Here is a 26610-nt window from a genome sequence, read left to right as displayed (position 1 = left end):
TTCAGCCCCCTATCCTGTTCTTTACCATCCTTATAAGCGTGCAGCGCAGGTCCTCGAGTGTACAGGTGTACGGGTCCAGTCTGGACACTTTTTTGGCAAGGACGCCATCCCCGAGAGACGCCTCGAACCAGTTAGAAAAATCATTGCTGCCTTTTTCGAGCCGCAGCCTTGATTCAAAGATATGGAAATAGATGGAATCTATGGTCACTTTTTCCAGGACCTCGGCAAAGCTGTTAAGGTCGGACACTTCATACTTTGTCGGAACTATAAAGCTTTTTGTCTTCATAAAATGGAACTCATCGCCTGGGGAAGCCTTTTTGCGCCTGGAACCCGGATTTGATGCGGCCCAGGAGGAGATGACCTCGATTATTCTTTCCCTAAGCTTCCTTATTGTGGGATATTGTACCGTATCTATGCTGGCAAGCCTCTCCGAAAGGTCGCTCTCGTTAATGGCCTCCAGCACCCAGTAGGCAAAATCGTTGGGCGGCTCCGGCGAAAGGTACTGGTGCTGCTGTAAAAACCTGTGCGTGTGGTGGTAAATACAGGAGCCCGGCACTCTTTCCAGATGATAAAGCAGCTCTTTTATGTTAGAGGCCTTTAGCCCCGTCAGCTCCGTAAGATGAAGCCTTGTAAAAAACCTGAAAGGCTCCTTTGCCAAAACCGGCTCCCCCATGGCCCCTCCTCTATCTGCTTTCTAAAATGAGCTCCAAAAACCTTCCGGCCTGCTCTGTATTATCAAGGCGCTTTAGGGCCGCGGTTTTGCCTTCTGCGCCGACCTTTATCGAAAGCCCCTTTTTGCCCAGCGCCTTAAAAGCGTCTTCGTCCGTTGCATCATCTCCCATATAAACGGTATAAAGGCTGCGGCCGCTTTTTGCACTGAGCTCTTTTTGTATCCACTTTAGAGCGCTGCCCTTGTCCCATTTGAGCCTCGGCCTTATCTCAACTATCTTTTTTCCCTTTGCCAGCCTTATCAGCCCTCTTTTAAGAAAAGGCTCCGCCGAACGCTTGATCTCTTTCATCACATACGGCAGGTCATTTTTGCCCACCAGCCTGTAGTGCACGCTTACGGAAAACACTTTGTCCTCAACTATCGCCCCTTTGTACCGGGACAGGGAGCCTTTCAGGTCCTTTCTTACTTTTGCCAGGGCCTTTAAGACGGCATCAGACAAAGGTGCTGTCCTTTTTAGTCCTCTGCCCTCTATCTCTAGCCCGTGATTGCCGCCGTAGATAAGGCCTTTTACGCCGACAGCTTTTTTTATGTCGTGCAGGGCCCTTCCGCTGAGCACGCCGGTAAAGATGTTCTTTGACCCGGCCAGTTTTATCAGAGCTTTTTTTGCCCTGGCAGAAATAGCTGCCAGGTCCGGGGTCGGCGCTATCGGGGCCAGCGTCCCGTCAAAATCGGCAAGGGCCAAAAGCGCCGTGCCCTTTGGCAGCAATTTTGCCAGTTCTTCTGCCCTGTTCATTTGCTTAGAACATCCTTTTTGAGCGCGGTCAGCTCGTTTATAATGCCGGCCGCCCACTTGTAAACATTGTTCTCCATTATAGAAAGGCGCATGCCCTCCATCCTCTTTTTCTTTTCTTCCGGGCTCATTTCAGCAGCCGTCTTTATTGCATCCGCAAATTCCTCTATGGAGTACGGATTAATCAGGACGGCTCCGGAAAGCTCCCTGGAGGCGCCGGTGAACTTGCTCAGTATCAAAGCCCCCCTAAGGTCATCTTTTGAGGCAACATATTCTTTTGCCACCAGGTTCATCCCGTCATGAAGGGAGCTGACCAGGCACATATCGGAAAGCTTGAAATAGGGTTTGATCTCTTCGGAAGTAAAATACCTTTTCAGGTATATTATGGGCTCCCAGCCGTCCTGCCTGTATTTGTCGTTCTTTCTCTTTACCAATTCTTCTATCTCGTCCACCAGGTCGTGGTAGCGCTTGATATCGGTCCTGCTTGGAGCGGCCAGCTGTATAAAGACGAACTTCTTGATGTACTGCGGATATTTTTCCAGGAACCTGTCAACGGCCAATATCCTCTCTGCTATGCCCTTGGTATAATCTATCCTGTCCACGCCCATCGCAACTATTTTGTCCGAAAGGCCGAGTTCTTTTTTTATCTCTTCCGCCCTCTGGCGCACCAAAGGCCCCGGGTCCTTAAAATAGCTGTCATCTATGCTTATCGGAAAAGGCCTGACTATGGTCTCTTTGCCCAGCCGCACAATGCTGAATTTTTCCATGTCGGCCCGGCACTCAAGCAGCCTGTTGGCCGTGTCCAAAAAGTTGTTGCAATGGTACTGCACATGAAAGCCGATCAGGTCGCAGCCAAGCATGCCGTCCAGTATCTCCTGCTGGTACGGGCAGATGGAAAAGACCTCCGGATTGGGCCAGGGGATGTGCCAGAAAAGCGCTATGATCGCGTCCGGCCTCTTTTCTTTTATCATCCTGCCCAGCAGAGTAAAGTGGTAGTCCTGGATAAAGACGAACGGGTTCTTTGCCGGCAGTTCCTCAATTATGCTGTCGGCAAACTTTTGGTTGACCTGCTTATAGAGCAGCCAGTCGCTTTCCCTAAAGATCGGCCTGGTGTGCGTGATGTGGCACAGGGGCCAAAGCCCCTCGTTGGAAAAACCAAGGTAAAAGCCCTGCTCCTCTTCTTTGGAAAGCCATATCCTCTTGAGAATATATCTGCTGTCCTTTTCGGGAACGCCGAGCTTGTCCTTGGCATTTACAAAGTTTTTGTCGGCATCCCCGCTGCCTGTTGCCACCCAAACCCCGCCGCAAGATTTAAGTATCGGGTCTATTGCCGTCACCACTCCGCTGGCCGGCTTTACCAGGGATACCTTACCGGTATTTTTGTCGGTGACATGCATAAATGGCTCTCTATTGGAAACTACTATAAAAGAACTGTCACCGAGTTTAGACCTTATCAGGTCCCTCAACTTGGCTTCCGTCCACAGGTCTTCCTCTTTTAGGCGCTGCCTTGCATCTTCGGTAATGGCCTTTTTTGCTATCTTAAGCCCCAGGGCCACCTGCTGGACTTCGGAGGCCAGTTCTCCCAGGCCGCCCTCGCCCTCGATCTTTTCCATCTCCTCCGTTTCGCCCTTTTGATAGTGCTTGAACCATTTTGTCAGCCGGCCTATGGGAGAAGAAAAGAACCTTCTTTCGATAAAAAAGATCAGCCCCAGCAGCACCGCCAAAAGAATGCCCAGGCTTATCATTATCGTCTTCCAGAAGTCTACTGTGCGCATGAACACATAGGAGGTGTCGTAGATGATCTCGACCAGCCCTATCACATTGTCCTTGTCGTCAAGGACCGGAGCAACATAGCTGTAGACATAGTACTTATTGAACTTTGAAAGCCGCTCTGACGGAGCTTTTTTTGAGATGACCCCCTGATACTGGGATTTTCCTTCTTCCTTCCAGCCTTTGAGCCTTTCGGTGATGGCGATCAATTTTCCTTCGGCATCATAGACGGCCCCGCCCTGCACCCTTTCCTTTTTCTGGAATTTTTTTACCAGCCGCTCGGCCCCGGCAGCATCTTTGTTAAGAAGGACATACCTGGCAGAAAGCTCCATGCCGTCGGCCACGGACACCGCCTTGCGCTTGAGGTCGTCCATAAGGCGGTCTTCTTCATACCTTACAAGAACAGCCCCAAGCACCATAATTATGAGGGTGACCGCGATCAAGACCGGCGCAATAAGAAGAATGAACCTTTTCATTTCAGCCCTCCCGCCCTTTGATCAGAACCTGTTCCAGCATATCAGGTCCTTAAGGCCTTTTCTTTTGTCCTCAAAAAACGCGTCTTTTGACAAAGGATAGCCCAGAGAGATAAGCCCGACCAGCTTATAGGAAGAAGGAGCACCCAATAGTTTTGCTATGGTCTGACAATAAGGCTTTTTGTCCCCTGCTACCCAGCAGGAGCCGATCCCAAGAGAGGTGGCGGCAAGCAGGATGTTTTGTATGGCGCCGCAGCCGTCCTCAAGATAGTATTTTGTGTCTTCACAAAAGACCGCGATACAGGCGCCTGAGCAGGAAATGAACTTTCCTGTGTCGGTGGCCTGCCCCACGGCCTTAATGGTATCCGGTTCCGTTATCACAACAAATGTCCAGGGCTCTACATGCCTTGCGGTTGGGGCAAAACGGGCGGCATCTATAAGTTTTTCCAATGCCTCCTTAGGCACGGGCTTGTCCAGGTACTGTCTTATGCTCCTGCGCTTTTTTATGGCTTCAAACAGGTCCATACAAGACCATTATTCCACACTCCCATGCCTTGTTCAAACCGATTTTCACATGCTATACTAAAAACACACACGCATTCGGGCCCTTAGCTCAAGGGTGGAGCAATCGACTCATAATCGACAGGTTGTAGGTTCAAATCCTACAGGGCCCACCAAAATAGAACTCAGAACTTTGAGCATAGACCACAGAACATAGTTAAGTGAATAGTTAATAGTATAGAGCCTGTGTTCGGTGTTCTAAGTTCTAAGCTCTGAGTTCTCACCCCTAAAACAAACCACTCTCTGCGTAAGTATGTCGGACATCAGGGTAAGGTCTCCTGCGGGAAAGTTGCAGACTTTTACTACAGTTGCGTATTTTGCGTATTCCGGAAGCAGGCCCGGCAAATTGTTCTTCATGGAATTCAGCAGTTCTTCGTTCAAAAATACTTCCTCCCGTTCGGTGAACAGGGCGATATAAAAGATATCGGTCTCCACCAGGTCCTGAAAAAAGTGCGTGCCGAAAGAGACCTCCGGCACAAGGTTGGCTGTCCTAAAAGAGACCTCTACCAGGGCGGAAGCCATGTTTATCTCCGAAAACCCGACAGGGATCCCCATTGACGGGGTCGAGGTGCCCCACCTGCCCGGGCCTATCAGTATCGTGGGAGCTATTTCCCTGCCTTCGATAAGCTGGTTAAGCTTTCCTATAAGCCTGGCGATGTCATATTTGGCGCTCTGATCAAGCCTGCTGTAGGCCACAGCGTCAACATAAACTATCCTTTTTATGGTCTTTGAGGTATTTCCGCCCATAAAACTGCCTCGGGAAGAAAAGATCAGTTTTGATCTGTCGAGCTTTTCGGGGATCGCTATCTTTGACTTTTCACCCTTGGTCTGGAGCGGCCTGCACTGAAGCAGGTTTATCTGCGGTATTTCCTGCCCTCCAAAGTTGGCAGCAAATTCGATGTCCACGGGGTGGCCGTATTCTTTTTCGAGGCGCTTCATAAGGCTCTGCATTATTTGAGAGAATTTTGTGCCGGAGAACAGGGGCTCAAAGGTAAGGACATAGGGCATATAATCCTGGCCTAGTTTTTTTACCTGCTCAAGGGCCAGAGGGTCCTGCTGCCCCAGCAGTTCCATTTTCATCTCAACCCCTTCTTTTAGAAGATCGGACAGATAGACCGTCTCAAGAGAATTGCTTTCCGTATTAATGACATCCAGTTTTCTCTGGCTCCATCTCCTGTCATCCTCCAGCCCGGCGGTGGGCTTTAGCAGCGGCTCATCCAGCGCTGCTATCCTTGGATGGTCGTCCTCCACCCGGTTCACCGCCCTGGTCCCAAGACCGGCAACTATCCTTATCATCCCCGCTTTGGGGTCCATGCCGTCCTTCCACACAAAAGTGTTATAAGAGATGCCTACACCGGCAACATCGGGGAAAAAATACTGCTTTCTGGCCTTTCCGGAAACCCTCTGCACCAGCAGCGCCATTTGTTCTTCCTTCTGCGAAAGGCCTTTTTGAAGTCGGTAGAACAGGGCATCCCGATTCATCGTGCTGGCAAACACCCTTTTGACCGCCGATTCAAAGGCCTTGTACCTCTGCTCCGGAGTACCCTGGTTGGCGCAAAAAATGCTTTCATATTTTCCGGCAAAGACATTGCCAAAGCTGTCCTCAAGAAGACTGGAGGAGCGCACGATTATCGGCGCCTGTCCAAAGTATTCTATTATCCGCTGGAACTGCTCCTTTATCTCTATGGGGAACTCCCCGCCCAGGAGCTTTTCCCCCAGTTCGGGCGCCGCCTCCAGATACTTTTCCCTGGTCTTCTGCTCCATAAGCAGGCGCCACCAGCCGTTCTGGACTATATAGGTATAAAAAACATCCGAGCCCACATAAAAAGAATCGTGCTCTTCAAGAATATCAGCCCAATCGCAGGATGGGTCCTTCTGGAGTATCTTTCTGGACAGCAGCATTCCAACCGCTTTGCCTCCGATATAGCCCGAGCCTATCATCCTGTCCTTTATGGCAAGAAGGTCCTCCGCCGAAAAATACTTTTTTGCAAGACCCAGCATCTTTTCTTCGCGGCCTATCATGACGCCGCACATTTTTTCGACAGTGCTTACAAGTTCTGCCGATGAGCCGCTCTCAAGCTGCTGTCTGCCTTCGATAAAGAGCCTGTCCCAGTGGTCCAGTTTTCTGCTTTCGCTCTCCGCCCCTTTTTTATAGATGTAAGAAAGCACTTTTGCCGCATCCGCGCTGCCGGTGACAGGGATGTAGCGGTCCTGCACAAAAACATGCGGCAAGAACATCGTCGGAGAATACCTGTTGAACACTTTTAGCGGATGGACATAGAACCTGTTCTTTATCTTGAACAGGTCAAGAAGCAGCTGGGTGGTCTCTCTTATCCTTGCCACGGTCTTGAACGAATGGCTGTTGCGCAGCAGGGCAAAATAGGCTATTGTCTTTAGTTCGTAAAGGTAAGGGCAGGTGACCTTGAAAAAATTACCCACCATCAGGTCGGTGGCCCAGGAAGAAAGCAGGTCAGAAAGGCTGTCAAAAACATAGTACACTCCTTCGCCTTCCTCTTTTGCTATGTTGTGTATCCTGGTCGAGAACGGCTCAAACCCCTCGGAGGCATCGAGCTCGTAGGTCTTTACTCCGCTGTCCTTTGAGAACAGGGCGGGGTGGGAAGCAAATCTTATATAGACTAACCGCTTCTTTTCCAGGAGGGCTTGCTTTGCAAAGGCAGAGGCAAATTCCCTGTAATCATCGATGCTGTCCACCTGCCAGACTACATTATCTCCCAGTATAAGTTCGTGAAGGATATCATCAAGCCCTTTTATTCCCGTGCTGCCTTTTTGCAGAGACATAGGTCTCCTTTTTATCCCGAACCTGAAGGTTCGGCTCCGGTTTTGCCTTCCAATGGAGCCGACCTGCCCGCCATCCCGCCGAGCCGGGAAGGCTTGGCAGGCGGGCCTTTTAAGGTCGGGTCGCTTGCGATCCCCTCAGATAGCTGTCAATAGAAATCGCCGCCTGAGCTCCTTCGGATAGCGCCCACACAATAAGGGATTGACCTCTTCTCATATCTCCAGCACAAAAAACTCCCCTTTTAGAGGTCATGTAGTCGCTGTCGGTCTTTATGTTCTTGCGCGCGTCAAGTTCAAGGCCCAGTTGCGCAGCGGGCCCTTTCTGCTCGGGATGCAAAAATCCAAGTGCCAAAAGCACAAGGTCCGCCTCTATTTCAAATGCCGCGCCCTCTTTTTTTGAGATGAGCTTGCAGACCCTTCCGTTGTCGCCGATGAACTTTTCTGTAGAAACCTGCCAGTGCCTCTGGCAGCCCTCTTCGTGGCTGGTGGAGGACCTGAATATATTCGGGTACATAGGCCACGGCTGATGGCTCGGTCTGCAGGTTGAAGGCTTTTCCATTATCTCTATCTGTTTAACGCTGAGGGCTCCCTGTCTGTTGGCAACACCTACACAATCTGAGCCTGTATCCCCTCCCCCTATCACCACCACTCTTTTGCCCTTTGCATCTATCAATGTATCTTCCGGGATGGTCTGCCCCGCCACTCTTTTGTTGGACTGGACAAGATATTCCATCGCAAAATGGATGCCCTTAAGGTCCCTTCCTTCTGCCTTGAGGTCCCTGGGGTGGCGCGAGCCGCCGGCAAGGCAGACGGCATCATATTCCTTAAGCAGCTGCCCGGCAGAAATGTCTTTACCTATCATAGTGTTAAGAACAAATTCCACGCCCTCCTGCCTCATGAGAGATATCCTTCTGTCCAACACTTTTTTTTCAAGCTTAAAATCCGGTATGCCGTACCTCATAATGCCGCCTATTTTGTCATCCTTTTCAAAAACCACCGCGGTGTGCCCCCTCCTGTTGAGATGGTAAGCGGCAGAAATTCCCGCGGGACCCGAGCCTACAACCGCTACTTTTTTGCCTGTCCTTAGCTTTGGCGGCTCCGGCTTGATAAGCCCCTTCTCATAAGCCTTTTCTATGATCGTCAGTTCATTCTCTTTTATCGTGACCGGTTCGTCGTTTATGCCCAGGACGCACGAGTATTCGCAAAGCGCCGGACAGATGCGCCCGGTCACCTCTGGCAGGCAGTTGGTCAAAAGAAGAGAGGAAGCGGCTTTGGAGTACCTTTTATTGAAGAGGGCATCGTTCCAGTCGGGTATCAGATTTCCCAGGGGACAGCCCCAGTGGCAAAACGGCGTGCCGCAGTCCATGCAGCGGGAAGACTGCTCAATGGCCGTCTGCTCGCTCCTTGGATCGGCCAGTTCGCAAAAATCCCCCACCCTTTGTTTGGGGTCCCTGCAGCCTGTGATGCTTCTCTTAAAAGTTAAAAAACCTCTTGGATGTCCCATTGCTATCCCTCCGAGTCCTCTTCTATCTCTAGGGCGGCCTCGTTGTCTTTCACTGCCAGGACCGCCTTATATTCTTTTGGCAGTACCTTGACCAGTTTTCTGGCCTCTGTCTTATAATTACTCAGTATCCTTTCGGCAAGACCGCTTCCCGTATATTTGAGATGGTTCTGTAAAAGGTATTTGACGGTGGATTCGTCCCTGAGGCCGGTACGCTCAAGGTCCACCATGGCGGTATTGCAGCGTTCTTTGAATTTCCCGTCCTCATCATAGACATAGGCTATCCCGCCTGACATTCCGGCCGCAAAGTTCCTGCCTGTCTTTCCCAAAATAAGGACCCTGCCGCCGGTCATATATTCGCAGCCGTGGTCCCCGACCCCTTCGGCCACCGCAAAGATGCCCGAATTCCTTATGCAGAACCTTTCTCCCGCGACCCCTCTTATGTAGGCTTCGCCCGAAGTGGCCCCGTAAAAAGTCGTGTTGCCTATAATGATGTTGTCTTTGGCCTTAAATTTTGCCGCCTTGTCCGGATAGACTATTATTTTTCCCCCGGAAAGGCCTTTTCCGACATAGTCATTGCTTGAGCCTTCCAGCTCAAAAGTGATGCCCTTTGCAAGGAAAGCGCCAAAACTCTGTCCGGCCGTGCCCTTGAATTTGACATTGATAGTATCATCATCAAGTCCGCTTTCTCCGTATTTGGAAGAAACCCTGCTGCTAAGCATCGCTCCCGCTGTTCTGTTGTGGTTATAGATAGGCTGCTGCACACGGATCTTTTTCCTGTTATCAAGAGCCTCCGCCGCCGCTTCGATAAGTCTTGCGTCGATGGTATCGTCTATGCCGTGGTCCTGTTTTTGCGTGCAGAACAGCTTTGAACGGTCCCTGATCTGCGGATCAAACAGTATCCTTGACAGGTCAACCCCTTTTGACTTCCAGTCCGTCATCTCTTCATCGGCCTCAAGCAGGTCTGTCCTGCCGATAAGATCGTCTATCTTTTTTATGCCAAGCGAGGCCATCACCTGTCTGGCGTTTTCCGCTATCAGGTACATCATGTTGACCACATACTGCGGCTTTCCGGAAAACCTTTTGCGGCACTGCTCATCCTGCGTGGCTATCCCTAAAGAGCAGTTGTTAAGATGGCAGTGGCGCAGCATAACGCAGCCCAGTACAATAAGGACCGAAGTCGCAAAACCGAATTCTTCAGCTCCCAGGATGGCGGCTATCACAACATCGCGGCCCGTGCGCAGCTGCCCGTCCGTCTGTAGCCTGACCCTGCTTCTGAGGTCGTTCAGCACCAGGGTCTGATGCGTTTCGGACAGCCCCAGTTCCCAGGGAAGCCCTGCGTGTTTTATGGAACTTAAGGGGGATGCCCCGGTGCCGCCGTCCCCTCCGGATATCAGTATCATGTCGGCATGTCCCTTGGCCACTCCGGCGGCGATAGTTCCCACCCCTGTTTCGGAAACAAGTTTAACGCTTATCCTTGCCGCGGGGTTGGCGTTCTTTAGGTCAAAGATCAATTGCGCCAGGTCCTCTATGGAATAGATGTCGTGATGGGGAGGAGGAGAAATGAGCGTAACTCCGGGAATTGAATGCCTTATTCTGGCGATCGTTTCATTGACCTTGTGTCCGGGCAGCTGTCCTCCCTCGCCCGGCTTTGCCCCCTGGGCGATCTTTATCTGCAGTTCATCAGCATTGACAAGATAATTCCCGTTAACTCCGAACCTGCCCGATGCGACCTGTTTTATGGAGCTTCTCAAATTGATCCCGTTCTTCTGCGCCCTGAACCTTTCGGGGTCTTCTCCGCCTTCTCCGCTGTTGGACCTGGCTCCTATCTGGTTCATCGCCACCGCAAGGGCTTCGTGGGCTTCTTTGCTGATAGAGCCAAAGCTCATGGCCCCGGTCACGAACCTTTTGACGATAAGGTCGGCGCTCTCAACCTCTTCTATAGGTACGGGAGAGGTCTTTTTGAACTTTAGGAGGCTCCTTAGAGTTGTATTGCGCCCCTTCTGGTCGTCTATCAGACGGGCAAAGGCTGCAAATTTTATGGGATCGTTCTCCCTTGCTGCCTGCTGGAACAAGCTGATTGTATCAGGGTTCCATAGATGATGTTCCCCCTGCCGTCTCCACTGATATATCCCTCCCGCTTCAAGCGGTCTTAAGGCATCATTTCTATCAAAAGCGCTGCGGTGCCTGTCCAGCGTTTCTTTTGCCAGCTCTGGAAGGCCTGCCCCTTCTATTCTTGAGACCGTACCGGAAAAGTATCTGTCCACCACCTGTTTTTTTATGCCGAGAGCCTCAAAGATCTGGGCTCCCCGGTAGCTCTGCAATAGAGAGATCCCCATCTTAGAAAGCACCTTTAGCACGCCTTTTTCAACGGCCTTTACATAGTTCTTCTTTGCTTCTTCTTTGGACAGTTCAAGTTCTTTGTCCGTGGCAAGTTTTTCCAAAGAAGCGTAGGCAAGATACGGACACACAGCCTCGGCCCCGTAGCCGAACAGGAGCGAAAAATGCATGACCTCCCTTGGCTCTGCGCTTTCCACTATCAAACCGGCCCTTGTCCTCAGGCCTTTACTTATAAGATGATGATGGACCGCTGCACAGGCTAGCAGCGAAGGAAGGGCTGCCCTGTCCTTACAAATTCCTTTATCGCTGAGGATAATGAATGTAAATCCCTCTTGTACCGCCTCTGCGGCAAGGTTACAGATATTCCCAAGCGCTTCGGCAAATCCCTTTTCTCCTTTTGAAGCATCGAACAAAGTCGTGACGACTTTTGCCCTTAAACCTTTTAAATCCAAGGCCTTTACGGCTTCCATGTCTTCAAGGCTTAGGACCGGATGTTTTATCCTCAGTTTTCTGCACTGCTGAGGGCTTTCCCCCAAAAGATTCTGTTCCGGACCGGCCAGGGTCTCCAGAGACATGACCAGGTCCTCTCTTATAGGGTCTATCGGCGGATTGGTTACCTGCGCGAACAGCTGCTTGAAATAATTAAACAGCAGCTGAGGCTTTTTTGACAGGACAGCTATGGGACAATCGTTGCCCATTGAGCCTATCGGCTCCTGTCCTTTTTCTGCCATCGGCAAAAGTATGAATTTCAGGTCTTCCGAGCTGTATCCGGAAGTTTCTTGAAGGGCCTCTGTGCCCGGCATGTCTATTCCGCCGTCTTTTGGCGGCTTGGCGCTTTTTGCCAGCTCTTCCAGGTCAATGACATTTTCTAAAAGCCATTTTCCGTAAGGCTTGCGGCTTGAGGCCAGGTCCTTGATCTGCCTGTCCTGCAGTATCTTTGCCTTAGAAGTATCAACGAGGAACATCTTTCCCGGAGACAGCCTGCCGGATTCCTTGATGTCTGCGGGGTCAATGTCCAGGACTCCTGTCTCGGAGGCCATTACGACAAGGCCGTCGTTGGTGATAATATACCTGCAGGGCCGCAGGCCGTTGCGGTCCAGCATCCCGCCCACGGTTGTCCCGTCGGTAAAACACACTGCCGCGGGGCCGTCCCAGGCTTCCATAAGACAGGAGTTGAACTCGAACATCTCCCTGTGCTTTTTGTCCATAAGGCTGTTCTTCTGCCACACAGGGGGTATCAAAAGCATCATCGCATTTGCAAGAGGCCTGCCGGCCAAGACCAAAAGCTCCATTACATTATCAAGCGCCTGCGAATCGCTGCCGTCCGGAACGATAACCGGAAGGACCTTTTTTATGTTACTGCCAAAGGCAGGGCTTTCAAAAAGTTTTTCCCTGGCATTCATCCAGTTCATGTTGCCTCGCAGGGTGTTTATCTCGCCGTTGTGCGCCAGATACCTGAACGGCTGGGCAAGCTCCCAGGATGGAAAAGTGTTGGTGCTGTACCTTGAATGCACCAGCGCAAGGCTTGAGACAAACAAGACATCCGAAAGATCAGGGAAAAAATCCAACAGCTGCTCGCTCATCAACAGTCCTTTATAGCAGACCGTTCTTGAGGACAGGCTCGAAAAATAGAGTTTTCCCTGCGTTTCCTTTTCTATCCTTCTCCTTGCCACATACAGCCTTACCTCAAAACGGCCGGGGTCATCAATATCGCTGCCGGCTCCGACAAAAAGATTTTTGAACGCCGGCATTGTACTTTTTGCGGTTTCGCCGATACTTTCCTGATTGACCGGGATATCCCTCCAACCCAGGAACTCCAGCCCCTCTTCCTTAAGGACCTTTTCTGCAAGGAGCTGGCAGTTCTTTCTTTCTGACGTTTCTGGCGGCAGAAAAACTACCCCGGCAGCAAACTTTCCTTCTCCTGGAACTTTTATGGCGAGTTTTTCTGCTTCCCTTTTATAGAACTCATAAGGCAGCTGAACGGTTATGCCGGCGCCGTCGCCCGTCCTGGGATCTGCCCCCACTGCCCCCCTGTGCCTCAGCCTTTTTAGGACCTCGATGGCTTTTAACACCGTATCGCGGGTCTTTCTTCCTTTGCTGTCGCACACAAAACCCACTCCGCAGCTGTCCTTTTCAAAAGACCGGCTGTAAAGCCCTTTCTTTTCGAATTCTTCTCTCATTTTGTCCATATGCAGTACTTCCTGATCTTTGACCTTATCGTATTTCTATTGATCCCCAGCAGGCTTGCGGCTTTCAGCTTGTTGCCGCCGGTATGCTCCAGAACTCTTTCAATAAGCCGTTTTTCCAGGGCTTCCACAAAGAACCGGTAGAGATCTCCTTTGTGCTCTTTGAGAACTCCGTTGCTTAAAGATTCTTTATCTAAGCTGTCTAATATCATATAGCATTTTACTGCCTAATTATTGGGCACTTCTTTGTATTTAAAAGCGGCCCCTGCCCTGAGCGACCCCGAGCGAGCGATAGCGGGTCGAGGGGGAGTCGAAGGGCCGCTCTACACAACTAAAGTATCGGCAGATATCTCTTTAGTTCGTATTCCGTGACCTGGATCCTGAACTCGTCCCATTCTTTTTTCTTGACAGAGATGAACCTTTCAAAAGTGTGCTTGCCAAGCGCTTCTTTTACCAGTTCGCTCTGTTGCGTGATGGCAATGGCCTCTCCAAGGCTTGCGGGAAGCGACTTTATTCCTTTTTCCGCCCTTTCCTCGTCCGTCAGGTGGTAGAGGTTCAGCTCCATCGGCTCCGGAAGTTTGTAGCCTTTTTCTATCCCCTTAAGGCCTGCCTGCAGCATCACGGCAAATTGCAGGTAGGGGTTCCCCGAAGGGTCCGGACATCTGAGCTCCATCCTGGTGGCCACTTCCTTGCCGGGCTGGTACATCGGCACCCTGACAAGAGCGGAGCGGTTCCTTCTGGACCAGGCAATATAGACCGGCGCTTCGTACCCGGGAACAAGTCTTTTATACGAGTTCACTCCCGAAGCAAGAATGGATATCATCTCCGGGGCGTGCTTAAGTATGCCGGCTATATAGGATTTTCCGACATCGGAAAGATTGTACTTGTCGTTAGGATCATAAAAAGCGTTAGCCTTGCCCTTGAACAGGCTCTGGTGGACATGCATCCCGGAGCCGTTCTGACCGAAGATCGGTTTTGGCATAAAGGTCGCGTACACGCCGTGTTTTGAAGCGATCTCTTTAACAGTGAGCTTGTAGGTAACGGTATTGTCCGCCATCTGGAGCGCGTCCGCATAGCGCATGTCTATCTCGTGCTGCGAAGGCGCCACTTCGTGGTGCGAATATTCGACATATATGCCGAGTTTTCTCAGCGCCTGGACCGTGTCCCTGCGCAGGTTGGAAGCCATATCAAGAGGGGTCAGGTCAAAGTAGCCCCCCTCGTCAAGTATCTCGGTTCCCTGGGCGTTCTTAAAATAGAAGAACTCAAGCTCCGGACCAACATAAAAGTGGTCAAAGCCCATCTTCTTCATTTTTTCTATCGCTCTTTTAAGTATATAGCGGGGGTCTCCCTCATAAGGCTTGTGCTTTCCGGCATCGGGCTGGAGGATATCGCAGATCATTCTTGCCACGGGAGCCTCTTCCGGCCTCCACGGCAGGATGGCAAAAGTGTCTTTGTCCGGCATCGCTATCATGTCGGATTCCTCTATATCCTGGAAACCTGTGATGGAAGAGCCGTCAAAACCCATGCCCTGGGTCAGCGCTCCTTCAAGTTCGTCCGGGCTGATGGCAAAACTCTTGAGTATCCCGTTGATGTCGGTAAACCAGAGCCTTATGAACTCTATTTTGTTGTCTTTGACCTGTTTGATTATTTCTTCTTTGCTCGGCATCTTTCTTCTCCTTCTTTAATTCTTGATACAGCCTCCGATCACAGCGCTTTTTCACCCCTTTCTCCCGTGCGGACCCGTATCACCGAGTCCACCGGACTTACAAAGATCTTACCGTCCCCCGTTTTCCCGGTCCTTGCCGCTTCCTCTATTGCCTTAACGGCGCGCTGCGAGTCGAACTCGTCCACCACTACTTCCACTTTAAGTTTTGGGAGGAATTCCACACGGTACTCGCCCGCCCGCCACTCCAGAACAACGCCTTTTTGTGAACCTCTGCCTTTTACCTGAGTTACGGTCATTCCCGCAAAGCCTGCCTCTTCCAGAGCTATCCTGACCTCCTCCAGTTTTTCTTCCCGTATCACTGCCTCGATTTTTTTGTACCCCATAGCAGATCTCCTTTCTAGGAGCCAAAAGCCACTTCGCCGTGCTGCGAAATATCAAGCCCCAGCTCTTCCTCTTCTTCCTTTGCGCGCAGGCCGAAAACCGCATCAACAATTTTTGCCAGTACGTAAGCTGCAACAAATGAAAACGCTACTACCACGCCAACCGTGTACAATTGGACCAGAAATTGGCCGACATTGCCAAAGAAAAGCCCGTTCGCCCCAGCCGCATTGACGGCTTTTTCGGCAAAGAGCCCGGTGGCAAGGGCGCCCGTGATGCCTCCCATCCCGTGACAGGCAAAAACATCAAGCGAGTCGTCCAGATTGGTCTTCATCCGCAGGATGATCGCATAATAAGAAATGATGGCAGCCACTGCCCCTATCACAATGGCCGAAAGCGGGCTTACAAAACCCGAAGCCGGTGTTATTGCGACCAGTCCCACCACAGCGCCTGTAGCAACTCCCAGAACACTGGGCCTTTTGTGGATCCAGCTGACAACCATCCAGGTAAGGGCCGCAGCTGCCGCGGCCGTGTTGGTAACAACAAAGGCTGATACAGCAAGCCCATTGGCGGCAAGGGCAGAGCCACCGTTAAAGCCAAACCAGCCAAACCACAAAAGAAAGGCGCCCAAAACGGTTAGGGGTATATTGGACGGCTCCATCGGGTATTTTTTGTACCCTTTTCTCTTTCCGACAACAAGAGCCACAGCAAGAGCGGAAACGCCGGCTGTTATATGCACGACCGTGCCCCCGGCAAAATCAAGAGCCCCCAAATTGCGCAGCCACCCTCCTATCCCCCAGACCCAGTGCGCGACAGGCGCATAAATAAATGTGGACCATAACAATATGTAAAGAAGAAAAGAAGGGAAATTGATCCTTTCGACAAAGGCTCCCGTTATCAAAGCGGGAGTTATAACAGCGAACGCCAGTTGGAAGATCATGAAAGCGGAATGTGGGATGGTCGCTGCATATCCGTCAAAAGGCAGCTGCCCCACTCCCTTGAGACCCAGCCAGTCCAGCCCTCCGATAAGGCCTCCTTTGTCCGGGCCAAAAGCTATAGTGTAGCCAAAAAGCACCCACTGGACCGAGATTAGAGCAAGTATTATGACAGAGAGCATAAGAGTTGAAAGAAGGTTCTTTTTTCTGACCATGCCGCCGTAAAAGAACGCCAGGGCCGGGGTCATCATTATGACCAGCGCTGTCGAGATAAGGACCCAGGCTGTATCTCCTGAATTTATCATTTTGAATTCTCCTTTCCCTGCGTTCCTGACAATCTATACAGCAATTCCCGCTCCACTTCTCTTTTTGCTTTACATAAGCCTTTTTTTGATAAATCGGTGAAAACATTGCTACAATTTTGTATCATTTTTGCCTCCATTAAAACATTTTTGTTCCATCATATATTTATGTCCAGCTGGGTTGTTATTGTGGGTTTGGAGCCGTTATTATAGGTACCGTAAGCAAGCAGTACCGATGTATTTGGTGAGAACGCATAAGAGAAGCCGTAAAAAAGTGCTCCCAGGGCAGAATTTGTCCCGGCATAGTCTATACACGCCCACAGTTTATCCGTGATACTTTTGTCCCAAGTCAGTATAAGCCCGCTGTTGTCTGCCTTTCCCGAAGGATCTACCAGCACATTGGGATTGCCGGAAAAATATCCGGCCGTAAGCCTTCCTATCACAGGAAAAGTCTTTGCGGCAAGGCCGTAGACAACATTTTGGTCCGTAACTCCGGGGGAAGTGCCAAAGCCGTACCCTCCCGCGGCCACGGCGGGCATGAACCCTGCCTCGGGAACAGCCGCCTTGGCGTTAAATGTGAACGGGCTGCTCTGAGGAAGAAAAGCATCAAAGCCGACCTCAATATTGGGGTTAATGCCAACGGTCAACCCCAGATCGGTAGGGAAAGCATATCCGCCGTCGGAGGGCCCCTGTACGGTAAAATAATTGTCTATCCCAAAATGCCACACTCCCTTTGCCTGAATATCCGTGGACGGGTTCCAGATCTGGGTGGAAGGGGTGGCAAGGCAAAGCCCCTCCGTCATCAAAAGCGCCAGCAAGATCAGCAAACTTCTGTTCTTCATCTTTTTCTACCTCCTTTGCCCTTTAAACAGCAATTCCCGCGCCTTGAAAAACAAGGTCAAAAGAGGCAAATTAATACAAAATAGTAATCTTGGCAGAAGTATTGATACGATTTTGTTGAAAGCTATTGGGTCTTTATCTAAAACTCTTGTAGTCTATCTTGTATGAGGTGATCTTGTAGCCCAGTATGCGTTTGGTTGTTTTCAACAGAACTGCAGCCTTAGAAATATTGCCCTTTGTCTGTTTGAGGGCATCAGTAATAATGTCCTTTTCATAATTTCCCACAAGTTCGTCAAGCGCAAGGTCGGTCTTTGTTTTTGAGGTCTCTGCCGTCTGGAGCGTCGGAGGAAGGTGATGCGCGTAAATGACCTCTCCCTCGCACATAAGGACTGCCCTTTCAATGGTATTTTCCAGTTCTCTCACATTTCCGGGCCAGTGATAACTCATCAGAGCATCGATAGCGGGCGTTGATATCCTTTTGATAGTCTTGGAGTTCTTTTTTGAGTACCTGTCCAGGAAAAATTCGGCAAGCAGCATGATATCGTCCCTGCGGTCCCTCAAGGGCGGAAGATAGACCGGAAAAACATTCAGACGGTAGTAAAGGTCCTCTCTGAATTTTGATTCTTTGACGTTTTCTTCCAGATTATGGTTGGTCGCAACGATCAGCCTGACATTGCTCTTTATCGTTTCGGTGCCGCCCAGGCGCTCAAACTCTCTTTCCTGTATCACCCTAAGTAGTTTTACCTGCAGCCCCGCTCCGAGGTCCCCTATCTCATCAAGAAAGAGCGTTCCGCCCTCTGCCAGTTCAAACCTCCCCGCCCGTCTTTCTAGTGCTCCCGTAAAGGCCCCGCGCTCGTAACCAAAAAGTTCTGATTCTATTAGATTTTCGGGCAGGGCCGCGATATTAACCTTGATAAAGGGTTTTTTTGAGCGCAGGCTGTTATAGTGTATCGCATTGGCCACCAGTTCCTTGCCGGTGCCGGACTCCCCCCTTATCAGGACCGTAGCGTCGCTTTTGGCCACCTTGGCCACCATCTCATAGACCTCTCGCATCCTGTTGCTGTTGCCGATGATGTTCTTGTAGCTATACTTTTCCTTCAGGTTCTCCCTCAGCTTCAGGTTCTCCTCTATCAACTGGTCCTTTTCGGACTGTATCAGCTGTCTTATCTTTACCGCCTGCCCTATCATAGAGGCAATTATGGAAAGGAACCTCATGTCCTCTTCAAGCGAGACTTCGGGAGAAAATATCTTGTCAACAGAGAATGCGCCTATTACGCTGTCCCCGAGCTTGACCGGCACGCAGATGAATGAGATATTGTTCTTATCTATCCCTTTCCTGGACCTTGTCCTGTCAAGAAATAGAGGCTCCTCCCCAATCCTCGGGATGACGGCCGGCTTTCCCGTTTCCACGACCTTTCCGGTTATCCCTTCACCTATGCGGTATTTTCCCCTCTTAATCTCGGCATCGGTCAGGCCGTGTCCTATGTCTATAAAGAGCTCGCCGGTAATGGGATGAAGCAGCGTCATAGTGGCCCTTTTCATGCCCAGCCTTTTTTCGAGTATCTCCATTATGGAATACATCGAACTTTCAACATCAAGGGTAAGGCTCAGAGCCTGGCTCACTTCATACAGCGCGGTCAGTTCGTGGACTTTTCTTCTGCTCTGCTCGTTCTTCTGGTCCATATAGCGATACAATACTATACATTTTTGAATAAGTCAAATGATAGCGCTACATTTTTGTATCAATACATTTCTATACTGCACCGCCTCCGCTATATGGTTTTCCCTTATTACCTGGCTGCCGTCAAGGTCGGCAACGGTAAGGGCCACCTTTAGCACCCTGTCATAGGCCCTGCCGCTCATGCCAAGATGAAGGACCGCTGATTTAAGCAGTTCTTCCGCCGGCTTTTCGAGCAGGCAGCATTTCTTTATATACTTAGGAGTCATCTTTGCATTAGAGGAGATCTTTGAGGCGGAAAACCTTTCCCTCTGTCTTTGCCTTGCCTTTGAAACACGCTGCCTTATCTGAGAGGAGGTTTCCCCGGCGGGGCAGGAAACAAGGTCCTCTTTCCCCAGCCGAGGGACTTCTATGCAGATGTCTATCCTGTCCAAAAGCGGCCCGGACAGTTTTTGAAGATACCTCTGTATCTTCCACGAGGGGCACTGGCACTCCCGCAGGCGGTCGCCGTAATTTCCGCACGGGCACGGGTTCATAGCGGCAACCAGCATGAACTCCGCCGGAAAAGTGACCGAAGTTAAGGCCCGGCAGATGGAAACTTCGTTCTCTTCAAGCGGCTGGCGCAGAACTTCAAGTACATCCCTTGAGAATTCCGGGAATTCATCAAGAAAAAGAACACCGAAATGGGCAAGGCTGACCTCGCCCGGCCTGGGGACCCTGCCTCCGCCCACTATCCCTATATCCGAAGTCGTGTGATGAGGGGACCTGAAGGGCCTTTTTGTAACGAGCGTGTTTTTTGATGACAAAAAGCCCGTGATGCTGTAGAGCTTTGTCACCTCGAGAGCCTCGCTTAAAGAAAGTGGAGGCATTATTGTCGGCAGCCTTCTTGCAAGCATAGTTTTCCCTGAGCCGGGAGGCCCTATCATAAGTATATTGTGCCCTCCGGCAGCAGCTATCTCAAGCGCCCGTTTGGCATGGAACTGCCCTTTGACCTCGCTTAGATCAAGCTCATACTCCGGTTCTTTGGAAAACAGTTCCTCGATATCAACTGTATGAGGCTTCACCTTTGTTCCCCCGTTCAAAAATCCTATAAGTCCCGAAAGGTCTTCTGCCGGGATTATTTCCAACTCTTTTACCAGCGCGGCTTCGCTTGCGTTGTCCTTTGGCACAACGGCCCGTTTTATCCCGTTCTTTGCGGCCTCAAGACAGATCGGAAGCACTCCCGAAACCGGCCTTACCGCCCCGTCAAGGGACAGTTCTCCAAGAAAGATCGTATCACTTAGCAAGCTCGCCCTTATTATTCCGTGGCTTGCAAGAATTCCCACCGCTATGGGAAGATCGTATACTGGCCCCTCTTTCCTGATGTCGGCGGGAGCCAGGTTGATAGTAAAATACCCCGGGGGAAAATCCAGCCCGGAATTAGAGACGGCGGCTTTAACCCTGTCCCGGCTCTCCTTTACGGCGGCATCCGGAAGCCCCACTATCGATTGCCCTGGCAGCCCCTTGTGCGCATCCACCTCAACATCAACGATATAGCCTGTAAGTCCCGACAGTGCGGCGCTCTTTACTTTTACGAACACTAGGCCTCCCCCTTTTTTAGTTCATTTGGAATGCGTTCTTATAAAGTTCGATATTCTTTTTTCCTTCGAAGTCCCTGTAGATAGAAATGACATCGAACCTGCAGTAAACATCGCTGATGTTCTTCTTATGCAGGTAAGTGCTTGCCGCGTGGATTATGCTCTTCTTTTTTGCCGCCCGTATCGCTCCGACAGGTGTGCCAAAGCTGGCAAAGGAGTAATTCTTGACCTCAACAAATACCAGGAACTGCCCGTCTTCTGCCACAATGTCTATCTCGCCCTGGGAAGAGCAGAAATTCCTGTCAAGGACCTTCCACCCCAGGGATTCAATATAGCGGCAGGCGGCATCTTCCCCCTCTTTTCCTATGAGTTTGCTTTGGATGGACATATATTGGGGAATACAGCAATTCCGGCGCCAGGCGGAAGGGAACCGGGGTCCGTAGACCGGGAACCGTTCCGAAAAGGTCTGCGGTTTGCGATAGGCAGTTTTCGGTGCGGTGTTTTTCAACACCCTCAACAGATTATTGCGCGGGTTGCTCTGGGATTATGAACCAGCCTGCTATGTAGGTGATGACCGCGGGAAATATCCCTGTGACAACGGCAAGAAAGACGACCGAAAGCCTCAGGATGGTAGAATCTATCTTTGTTGCCTCAGAAACCCCGCCGATGATGCCGGCGATCTTGACATCCTTCCTGGACCTGTAAAGCTTGGACATGGCTATTTCTCCTTAGTGGACCGTTCTTGAGCCTGCAGACCTCGAAAATCCATTTTTTGAGAGTTCCGAAAGAGAAAGGAACTGCACTTTTTGCTTGGACCTGCTCAGCCCCGAGAGCCTCTGCGAGAAAGAGGCCGAGAACCTGATCTGCCCCCGGTTCGAGCTATCTTCCCTGTGCTGCGAAACTATCTGATCTTCCATAGTGCCTCTATTTTACCACCGTTCTTTGGAGGCGGCAAGAGCGCACGGGCTCAAAGGTCATTCTGTGGCAGGCGCAAGGACCGTGCTTTTTTATGGCTTTCATGTGGGCGGATGTCCCATACCCTTTGTGGACATCAAAGCCGTAATCCGGAAATCGATCGTGGAGCCTTTTCATCTGTCTGTCCCTCTCCACCTTGGCAAGGATGGAAGCCGCCGCGATAGAAACGCTTATGGCGTCCCCTTTGACCACGCAGAGCTGGCCGATATCTAACCCCGGTATTGTTCTGTTGCCGTCCACCAGAGCATAGCCCGGCTTTACGGACAGGGCCGCGAGGGCTTTTTTCATTGCCAGAAGGGATGCGTTAAGTATATTGATCCTGTCTATGCGCTTTTCCGATACTTTTGACACAGCCCAGGACAGGGAATGTCTTTTGATAATGTAGCAAAGGGCTTCTCTTTTTGAAGGGGACAGTTTTTTGGAGTCATCAAGGCCTTCTATCTTAAGGTCAGGGTCCAGTATCACGGCTGCCGCAAACACGGGCCCGGCAAGAGGGCCTCTTCCGGCCTCGTCCACTCCGGCGACAGGGAGCTTTCCCCGCCGCATCAGTTTCCTTTCGATAAGGAAATGGGGCATTTTATTTTGGCACAGGCCCGATCTTAAGGATAGGCCAGATGCGGAAAAGAGCCCTGCCGACAAAGTAATCGCCGGGGACAAAGCCCCAGTACCTGCTGTCAGCACTGTTAGGCCTGTTATCACCCATCATAAAATAATGGCCTTCGGGGATACGGACCTTTGGCATATCAAAAGCGTCTTTTGCCATTGTGTGCTCTTCTTTGATCGGCTGATCATCTATATAGACCACTCCGTTCTTTATCTCGATCTCTTCTCCCGGTAGCCCGATCAGCCTTTTTATGAAATCCCTCCTGGTGCCCAGTGGGTCCTTTGGATATTTGAACACAAGGATCTCCATCCTTTGGGGCTGCCAAAGCTTTACGATGTAGCGTATGTCGCTCAAAGGAAAGTTCGTGTTGTACAAAGGGTTGGGTATGTTGAACAGGAACACGGGACTGTCGTTCATATCATAAAGAGGGTTCTGTACGCCCAGAGAGAGCTTGTCAACTATCAGGCGGTCCCCCGTCATCAGGGTCGGCTCCATAGAGGCGGAAGGTATCCAGAAGATCTGAAGCAGAAATGCCCGCACCACAAGGGCTATCAAAAGGGCTACAAATAGTGTTTCTGCGGTGTCTTTAAAGAACGCCCTGAAGCGCTGCATCAGGCGGCCAGCGCCTTTTCTGCGGAGGTCTGTTCTCTCTCGTCTATCTTGGTGGCCCTGCTGCCGATCCTGTCGCGCAGATAATAGAGCTTGGCTCTTCTTACCTTGCCTCTTCTTATAAGCTTGATCCTGTCAACTTTGGGTGAATGTATCGGGAATATCCTCTCCACTCCCACTCCCTGCACCACTTTTCTTACCGTAAAGGTCTGGGCGCTGGAGCCGCCCTTCTTGGCTATCACGACACCTTCAAAGCCCTGCAGCCTTTCTTTATCGCCTTCGGTTATCTTGGCAAAGACCTTTACCGTGTCACCCACGCCAAAGGACTCCACCTTTTCTTTCATTGTTTTCCTGTTGATATCCTCTATTATTCCCATTATTGCACTCCTGTTCTTATTATAGACTTTGTAAGAGCGTCTTTCAAGGCACGGGCGGCCCTACAGGCCAAGTATGATCTCTCTTAAAAGGCCGCTGTCTTCACCGGTCAACTGCGCCCCGGCAAACAGATCGCTTCTCTTAAGAAGGGTGCGCCTCAAAGCTTCTTTGCGGCGCCATTTCCTGATCTCTTCGTGATTACCTCTCTGAAGGACCTCAGGCGCAGAGCCCGTTCCATGCTCGGCAGGCCTTGTGTAATGCGGATGGTCCAGCAAACCGTATGTAAAGGAGTCTTCAGTAACAGAGTCCATTTCTTTAACAACACCCGGAATATGCCGGCAGATGCAATCCACCAGCACCATGGCGGGAAGCTCTCCCCCGGTCAGCACATAGTCTCCGATCGAAAGTTCCTCATCGATAAGCCCCGAAACCCTTTCATCAACGCCTTCATAATGACCGCATATAAGTATAAGATGTTCTTCTTTGGACAAAGACCTGACTTTTTCCTGGGTTAGGGCGGCGCCGGACGGGGTTAGCAGGATCGTCTTTGTCTTTACAGTCTTGAGTTCCTTAAGAAAAGCGGCAATAGGCTCTATCTTCATCACCATCCCGGCCCCGCCCCCAAAGGGAGCGTCATCAGCCGTCTTGTGCTTGTCCGCGGTCTTGTCCCTTAGGTCATGCACAGTTACAGAGAACAACCCTTTTTCTCTTCCTCTTTTGAGGATGCTCTCTGTCAGAGGCCCCTCGAACATGGAGGGGAAAAGGGTTAATATGTCAAATTTCATTTGGTTGGAGCCAAGGCGCTAGCCCAGGGCTGTCAGTTAGATGCGGGAACTGATAGTTCAGTCAATGTTCCTTATTTCCATAATAACGCCGTCTTTTACCAGGAGTTCCGCGGCGCCTACTTTTCTGTAAAGATTGTCCCCGACCTTGACATTGACAGGCCCTTCGAGCGGGCCCTGGACAAATTCTGTCCCCAGGACAAGCCTTTTTGCCTCTTCCATCTTGGCAAGGAGATCGTTCTTCTGCGCGGTTATCCTTGTTCTTTCGCCGGCCAGTTGGTTCTTGAACGCGGTCACCTGCTGCATCATACCTTTTTTCTTGAGGTCTTCCAGATATGTCTTGCTCTGGTTTTCCATAGCAAGTCCCTGAGTGTCCAGGTTCCGTACGGCCCTTTCAAGCTCTCTTACCAGGTTTTCTTTAAATGCTTCTGTCACAACGGCCTTTACCATCACTATCCTCTTCAGTTCAAGGGTCTTTTCCTGCTCTGCCATTCTACATACCTCCTTGTTCGCGGGTCATTATTTCCACCGTTATTCTCTTTCTATCCCTTGCTCCCGCCGATTTTGCTATGGTCCTTATGGCATTGGCGATGCGGCCTTCTTTGCCAATGACCTTCCCGACCTCGTCAGCGGCAACTTTGATCTCAAGTATTGTCAGGCCCTCTGAATCGGTTTGCTTTATCTCAACCTCATCGGGCTTGTCCACCAAGGCTCTTACGATATACTCCACCAGTTCTTTCATTGAGGGATTCTCCTAAAACGGACCGCTGCCTACTGCTGGGCCTGCGCCTGTGCCGCTTCCGGAGCCTTTGCGGCGGTTTCTTTGGGTGCCTGCGCTTTTTGCGCTTCGGCTTCTGCCAGCGCAGCTTTTGAAAGTTTTTTCTTCTTTTTGCTGTAATCAACAGCGCTCATAAGCCCTATCTTGCCCAGATACTTTCGAACCGTAGGGGACGGGGTCGCTCCCTTTTTCAGCCAGGCAGAGGTCTTGTCCTTGTCAACCTCAAAAACAGACGGTTCTGCGCCCGGAACATACTGCCCGAGTATCTCTATCGGGCTGGCGTTCCTTGCACTGGATTCATCTATAACGATAACTCTGTAATACGGCTTCCCTTTGGTGCCTATCCTGGTCAATCTGATCTTTGCGGCCAATTTATTTCCTCCCGGAATTTGATATATGTAATTATACCACAAGAATGCTGGCGGGGTGCTGTCCTAAGGCAGACGCGATCTGATCTCTTCTATCGAGTCCCCCCCGAATTTTTCAAGGAGCGCGTCTGCAATAACAATGGAGCAGACCGCTTCTCCTACAACGGCGGCGGCATGGGCCGCGCAGACATCGGCCCTTTCCACATGCGCCAGGCAGGGTTCCTTTGTGGCCAGGTCTACCGTGTTGAGAGGCTTGGTTATTGTGGCAATGGGCTTCATCGCGGCCCTGACGATGATCGGCTCCCCGTTAGAGATCCCGCCTTCTATCCCGCCCGCATTGTTGGTCCTGTGCTTGAACTTGTCCTCAAAGAGGATCTCGTCATGGACTTTTGATCCGGTAAGCTTTGCAGCCATAAAACCGAGGCCGAATTCAACTCCTTTTATGGCCGGAATGCTCATAACGGCCTGCGCAAGCCTGGACGATAGCCTCCTGTCGCCCTGCACATAACTGCCGAGCCCGACGGGAACATTTGAAACCATGACCTCGAAGATCCCGCCGAGAGAATCCCCGTCCGCTTTTGCCTTTTCTACAAGCTTTTCCCAGGAAGAGGAACTGCTTTCTCCTCCTATCTCAATGACTTTGCTTTCCGTCCTGATATTAAATACTGAAAGAAGTTTTTTTGCGATAGCTCCAACCGCCACTCTTGCCGCAGTTTCTCTGGCGCTTGCTCTCTCAAGGACATTTCTGACATCAGTCTGCCCGTATTTTAGGGCCCCTGCCAGGTCCGCGTGCCCCGGACGCAGCTTTGTCACGGTTTCGGGACCCGAGATCCCTGCTTTGTTCTTTATCAGCAGTGCAATGGGGCTTCCTACGGTCTTTCCCTTGATGACACCGGATACGATCTCCGCTTCATCCTTTTCTATCTTCATCCGCTCGGACCTTCCGGGTCCCTGTTGGCGTCTTTGAAGTTCGATATTGATATCACTTTCGGACAGAGAAAGGTCGGCCGGAATACCTTCAAGAATGGCTACCAGCATTTTACCGTGAGATTCACCGGCGGTTAAAAAGCGCAGCATAGTATGGGAATTATATCATGGGGAAAGATAATTACAAACATGCACTCAGGCAGTTTCTAGTCCTTGGAGAAATATGCATTTTCCAATCTTTTATTCACCTCCAATTGAGACAAAACGGTTTCCAGGTTTTCTTTCTGAAATAATGCGCATTGACTGGCGATGCCGTTGAGTATAATTATGCACTCGTATCTGGAAAATCCCAGAGAGGTCAGTTTTTCAAGAATATCATATGCGAGCCCCTCAGCTTCTATATTGTCTGTCTCTAGCCTCTTAACATAATAATCCCTACCCAAGCTTACAATATCTACAGCATTCGCAAAGCCTCTATCTGTTTGCATTGGAGAAAGCTGTCCGCCCAGTATCCGCATAGTCTCCTGCCAGAGCTTTTGGCCCACACCTTCCGTTCTTTTCTCCAGCCATTTATAAAAATCTCTTGACTGTGTTGTCCCTGCCTGGCATGTACCCCTTATACTAGACAAGTAGTTTCAGTATAATCTGACTAGTAGAAAGGGGTGAAGGCACATGCCAAAAGGTTTCCCAACACTAACGGCCGAGCAGAAACAGGAGATTATTAAACGC

Annotated in this window: 26 protein-coding genes and 1 tRNA gene; 1 reads left to right on the top strand and 26 read right to left on the bottom strand. The window is 50.7% G+C overall.

Annotated features, from left to right (window positions below):
- Position 1: 1 nt before the first annotated feature.
- Genes WC490_03040 through WC490_03025 form a run of 4 tightly spaced genes read right to left on the bottom strand, consistent with a single transcriptional unit; the run spans position 2 to position 4228 of the window.
- Entirely contained in the window at positions 2 to 673 is a 672-nt protein-coding gene (locus tag WC490_03040; GenBank protein MFA5097586.1) for a DUF5752 family protein, read from the bottom strand.
- Between the two features lie 10 nt (positions 674 to 683).
- On the bottom strand, positions 684 to 1463 hold the full coding sequence (gene otsB, locus WC490_03035; protein MFA5097585.1) for a trehalose-phosphatase: 780 nt from the start codon (positions 1461 to 1463) through the stop codon (positions 684 to 686).
- A complete protein-coding gene (locus tag WC490_03030; GenBank protein ID MFA5097584.1) occupies positions 1460 to 3706 on the bottom strand; it encodes a trehalose-6-phosphate synthase in 2247 nt (748 codons plus the stop codon). Before WC490_03030 ends, otsB begins: the two co-directional genes overlap by 4 nt.
- 21 nt (positions 3707 to 3727) lie before the next feature.
- On the bottom strand, positions 3728 to 4228 hold the full coding sequence (locus WC490_03025; protein MFA5097583.1) for a nitroreductase family protein: 501 nt from the start codon (positions 4226 to 4228) through the stop codon (positions 3728 to 3730).
- Positions 4229 to 4305: 77 nt separating this feature from the next.
- Between WC490_03025 and WC490_03020 the strand changes: the two genes are divergently transcribed.
- Positions 4306 to 4380, top strand: a tRNA-Ile gene (locus WC490_03020).
- 82 nt (positions 4381 to 4462) lie between these two features.
- On the opposite strand, the gene WC490_03015 is transcribed toward WC490_03020, so the two are convergent.
- The 22 genes from WC490_03015 to WC490_02910 all read right to left on the bottom strand — a co-directional run bounded on the left by WC490_03015 (position 4463) and on the right by WC490_02910 (position 26426).
- Positions 4463 to 7063 carry a PEP/pyruvate-binding domain-containing protein gene (locus tag WC490_03015; GenBank protein MFA5097582.1) on the bottom strand — a complete coding sequence of 867 codons (2601 nt, stop codon included), beginning with the start codon at positions 7061 to 7063 and terminating at the stop codon, positions 4463 to 4465.
- A gap of 109 nt (positions 7064 to 7172) precedes the next feature.
- Positions 7173 to 8564 (bottom strand): glutamate synthase subunit beta, encoded by a 1392-nt coding sequence (locus WC490_03010; GenBank protein ID MFA5097581.1) that lies wholly within the window; start codon positions 8562 to 8564, stop codon positions 7173 to 7175.
- A gap of 2 nt (positions 8565 to 8566) precedes the next feature.
- Positions 8567 to 13090 (bottom strand): glutamate synthase large subunit, encoded by a 4524-nt coding sequence (gene gltB / locus WC490_03005; GenBank protein ID MFA5097580.1) that lies wholly within the window; start codon positions 13088 to 13090, stop codon positions 8567 to 8569.
- Complete coding sequence (locus WC490_03000) at positions 13078 to 13299, bottom strand: helix-turn-helix domain-containing protein (protein ID MFA5097579.1); 222 nt, start codon at positions 13297 to 13299, stop codon at positions 13078 to 13080. Before WC490_03000 ends, gltB begins: the two co-directional genes overlap by 13 nt.
- Positions 13300 to 13418: 119 nt before the next feature.
- Positions 13419 to 14753, bottom strand: a complete 1335-nt coding sequence (locus tag WC490_02995) for a glutamine synthetase family protein (GenBank protein MFA5097578.1) — start codon at positions 14751 to 14753, stop codon at positions 13419 to 13421.
- A gap of 38 nt (positions 14754 to 14791) precedes the next feature.
- Entirely contained in the window at positions 14792 to 15136 is a 345-nt protein-coding gene (locus WC490_02990) for a P-II family nitrogen regulator (protein ID MFA5097577.1), read from the bottom strand.
- Between the two features lie 14 nt (positions 15137 to 15150).
- Positions 15151 to 16371: an ammonium transporter gene (locus WC490_02985; protein ID MFA5097576.1), complete on the bottom strand. Its 1221-nt coding sequence runs from the start codon at positions 16369 to 16371 to the stop codon at positions 15151 to 15153.
- Between the two features lie 155 nt (positions 16372 to 16526).
- Positions 16527 to 17210 carry a hypothetical protein gene (locus tag WC490_02980; GenBank protein ID MFA5097575.1) on the bottom strand — a complete coding sequence of 228 codons (684 nt, stop codon included), beginning with the start codon at positions 17208 to 17210 and terminating at the stop codon, positions 16527 to 16529.
- 133 nt (positions 17211 to 17343) lie between these two features.
- A complete protein-coding gene (locus tag WC490_02975; GenBank protein MFA5097574.1) occupies positions 17344 to 18891 on the bottom strand; it encodes a sigma 54-interacting transcriptional regulator in 1548 nt (515 codons plus the stop codon).
- A gap of 33 nt (positions 18892 to 18924) precedes the next feature.
- Positions 18925 to 20466 (bottom strand): YifB family Mg chelatase-like AAA ATPase, encoded by a 1542-nt coding sequence (locus tag WC490_02970; protein ID MFA5097573.1) that lies wholly within the window; start codon positions 20464 to 20466, stop codon positions 18925 to 18927.
- 16 nt (positions 20467 to 20482) lie between these two features.
- Positions 20483 to 20851 (bottom strand): YraN family protein, encoded by a 369-nt coding sequence (locus WC490_02965; protein MFA5097572.1) that lies wholly within the window; start codon positions 20849 to 20851, stop codon positions 20483 to 20485.
- A 133-nt stretch (positions 20852 to 20984) separates the two neighbouring features.
- A complete protein-coding gene (locus WC490_02960) occupies positions 20985 to 21179 on the bottom strand; it encodes a PspC domain-containing protein (GenBank protein ID MFA5097571.1) in 195 nt (64 codons plus the stop codon).
- Positions 21180 to 21191: 12 nt separating this feature from the next.
- Positions 21192 to 21380, bottom strand: coding sequence for a hypothetical protein (locus WC490_02955; protein ID MFA5097570.1), 189 nt, complete (start codon positions 21378 to 21380; stop codon positions 21192 to 21194).
- A 7-nt stretch (positions 21381 to 21387) separates the two neighbouring features.
- Positions 21388 to 22014 (bottom strand): ribonuclease HII, encoded by a 627-nt coding sequence (locus tag WC490_02950; GenBank protein ID MFA5097569.1) that lies wholly within the window; start codon positions 22012 to 22014, stop codon positions 21388 to 21390.
- Position 22015: 1 nt separating this feature from the next.
- On the bottom strand, positions 22016 to 22654 hold the full coding sequence (gene lepB, locus WC490_02945) for a signal peptidase I (GenBank protein ID MFA5097568.1): 639 nt from the start codon (positions 22652 to 22654) through the stop codon (positions 22016 to 22018).
- The gene (rplS, locus tag WC490_02940) at positions 22654 to 23031 is read right to left on the bottom strand and encodes a 50S ribosomal protein L19 (GenBank protein ID MFA5097567.1); all 378 of its coding nucleotides are present in this window, start codon (positions 23029 to 23031) and stop codon (positions 22654 to 22656) included. Before rplS ends, lepB begins: the two co-directional genes overlap by 1 nt.
- Before the next feature lie 57 nt (positions 23032 to 23088).
- The gene (gene trmD / locus WC490_02935) at positions 23089 to 23811 is read right to left on the bottom strand and encodes a tRNA (guanosine(37)-N1)-methyltransferase TrmD (GenBank protein MFA5097566.1); all 723 of its coding nucleotides are present in this window, start codon (positions 23809 to 23811) and stop codon (positions 23089 to 23091) included.
- Between the two features lie 57 nt (positions 23812 to 23868).
- A complete protein-coding gene (locus tag WC490_02930; GenBank protein ID MFA5097565.1) occupies positions 23869 to 24300 on the bottom strand; it encodes a YlqD family protein in 432 nt (143 codons plus the stop codon).
- Between the two features lies 1 nt (position 24301).
- Positions 24302 to 24550: a KH domain-containing protein gene (locus WC490_02925; GenBank protein MFA5097564.1), complete on the bottom strand. Its 249-nt coding sequence runs from the start codon at positions 24548 to 24550 to the stop codon at positions 24302 to 24304.
- A 29-nt stretch (positions 24551 to 24579) separates the two neighbouring features.
- Positions 24580 to 24957 carry a 30S ribosomal protein S16 gene (rpsP, locus tag WC490_02920; GenBank protein MFA5097563.1) on the bottom strand — a complete coding sequence of 126 codons (378 nt, stop codon included), beginning with the start codon at positions 24955 to 24957 and terminating at the stop codon, positions 24580 to 24582.
- A gap of 63 nt (positions 24958 to 25020) precedes the next feature.
- Positions 25021 to 26028 carry a chorismate synthase gene (locus WC490_02915; GenBank protein ID MFA5097562.1) on the bottom strand — a complete coding sequence of 336 codons (1008 nt, stop codon included), beginning with the start codon at positions 26026 to 26028 and terminating at the stop codon, positions 25021 to 25023.
- Between the two features lie 59 nt (positions 26029 to 26087).
- Entirely contained in the window at positions 26088 to 26426 is a 339-nt protein-coding gene (locus WC490_02910; protein MFA5097561.1) for a hypothetical protein, read from the bottom strand.
- Between the last annotated feature and the right edge of the window lie 184 nt (positions 26427 to 26610).

This window comes from Candidatus Margulisiibacteriota bacterium, assembly GCA_041650635.1.
Classification (GTDB): Bacteria; Margulisbacteria; WOR-1; order JAKLHX01; family JBAZKV01; genus JBAZKV01.
Note: the sequence above shows the minus strand (reverse complement) of the source record. Positions and strands in the feature narration are given on the sequence as shown.

Bases quoted from the DNA above. Each gene is read 5' to 3' on its own strand.
- WC490_02985 (MFA5097576.1), bottom strand. From the start codon at position 16,371: ATGATAAATTCAGGAGATACAGCCTGGGTCCTTATCTCGACAGCGCTG.
- WC490_02960 (MFA5097571.1), bottom strand. From the start codon at position 21,179: ATGTCCAAGCTTTACAGGTCCAGGAAGGATGTCAAGATCGCCGGCATC.
- WC490_03025 (MFA5097583.1), bottom strand. From the start codon at position 4,228: ATGGACCTGTTTGAAGCCATAAAAAAGCGCAGGAGCATAAGACAGTAC.
- WC490_03010 (MFA5097581.1), bottom strand. From the start codon at position 8,564: ATGGGACATCCAAGAGGTTTTTTAACTTTTAAGAGAAGCATCACAGGC.
- WC490_02925 (MFA5097564.1), bottom strand. From the start codon at position 24,550: ATGAAAGAACTGGTGGAGTATATCGTAAGAGCCTTGGTGGACAAGCCC.
- WC490_03040 (MFA5097586.1), bottom strand. From the start codon at position 673: ATGGGGGAGCCGGTTTTGGCAAAGGAGCCTTTCAGGTTTTTTACAAGG.
- WC490_02975 (MFA5097574.1), bottom strand. From the start codon at position 18,891: ATGGACCAGAAGAACGAGCAGAGCAGAAGAAAAGTCCACGAACTGACC.
- WC490_03015 (MFA5097582.1), bottom strand. From the start codon at position 7,063: ATGTCTCTGCAAAAAGGCAGCACGGGAATAAAAGGGCTTGATGATATC.
- WC490_02980 (MFA5097575.1), bottom strand. From the start codon at position 17,210: ATGAAGAACAGAAGTTTGCTGATCTTGCTGGCGCTTTTGATGACGGAG.
- gltB (MFA5097580.1), bottom strand. From the start codon at position 13,090: ATGGACAAAATGAGAGAAGAATTCGAAAAGAAAGGGCTTTACAGCCGG.
- WC490_02955 (MFA5097570.1), bottom strand. From the start codon at position 21,380: ATGGAAGATCAGATAGTTTCGCAGCACAGGGAAGATAGCTCGAACCGG.
- WC490_02930 (MFA5097565.1), bottom strand. From the start codon at position 24,300: ATGGCAGAGCAGGAAAAGACCCTTGAACTGAAGAGGATAGTGATGGTA.
- WC490_02995 (MFA5097578.1), bottom strand. From the start codon at position 14,753: ATGCCGAGCAAAGAAGAAATAATCAAACAGGTCAAAGACAACAAAATA.
- lepB (MFA5097568.1), bottom strand. From the start codon at position 22,654: ATGCAGCGCTTCAGGGCGTTCTTTAAAGACACCGCAGAAACACTATTT.
- WC490_02990 (MFA5097577.1), bottom strand. From the start codon at position 15,136: ATGGGGTACAAAAAAATCGAGGCAGTGATACGGGAAGAAAAACTGGAG.
- WC490_02965 (MFA5097572.1), bottom strand. From the start codon at position 20,851: ATGTCCATCCAAAGCAAACTCATAGGAAAAGAGGGGGAAGATGCCGCC.
- otsB (MFA5097585.1), bottom strand. From the start codon at position 1,463: ATGAACAGGGCAGAAGAACTGGCAAAATTGCTGCCAAAGGGCACGGCG.
- WC490_03000 (MFA5097579.1), bottom strand. From the start codon at position 13,299: ATGATATTAGACAGCTTAGATAAAGAATCTTTAAGCAACGGAGTTCTC.
- trmD (MFA5097566.1), bottom strand. From the start codon at position 23,811: ATGAAATTTGACATATTAACCCTTTTCCCCTCCATGTTCGAGGGGCCT.
- WC490_03030 (MFA5097584.1), bottom strand. From the start codon at position 3,706: ATGAAAAGGTTCATTCTTCTTATTGCGCCGGTCTTGATCGCGGTCACC.
- WC490_02950 (MFA5097569.1), bottom strand. From the start codon at position 22,014: ATGCCCCATTTCCTTATCGAAAGGAAACTGATGCGGCGGGGAAAGCTC.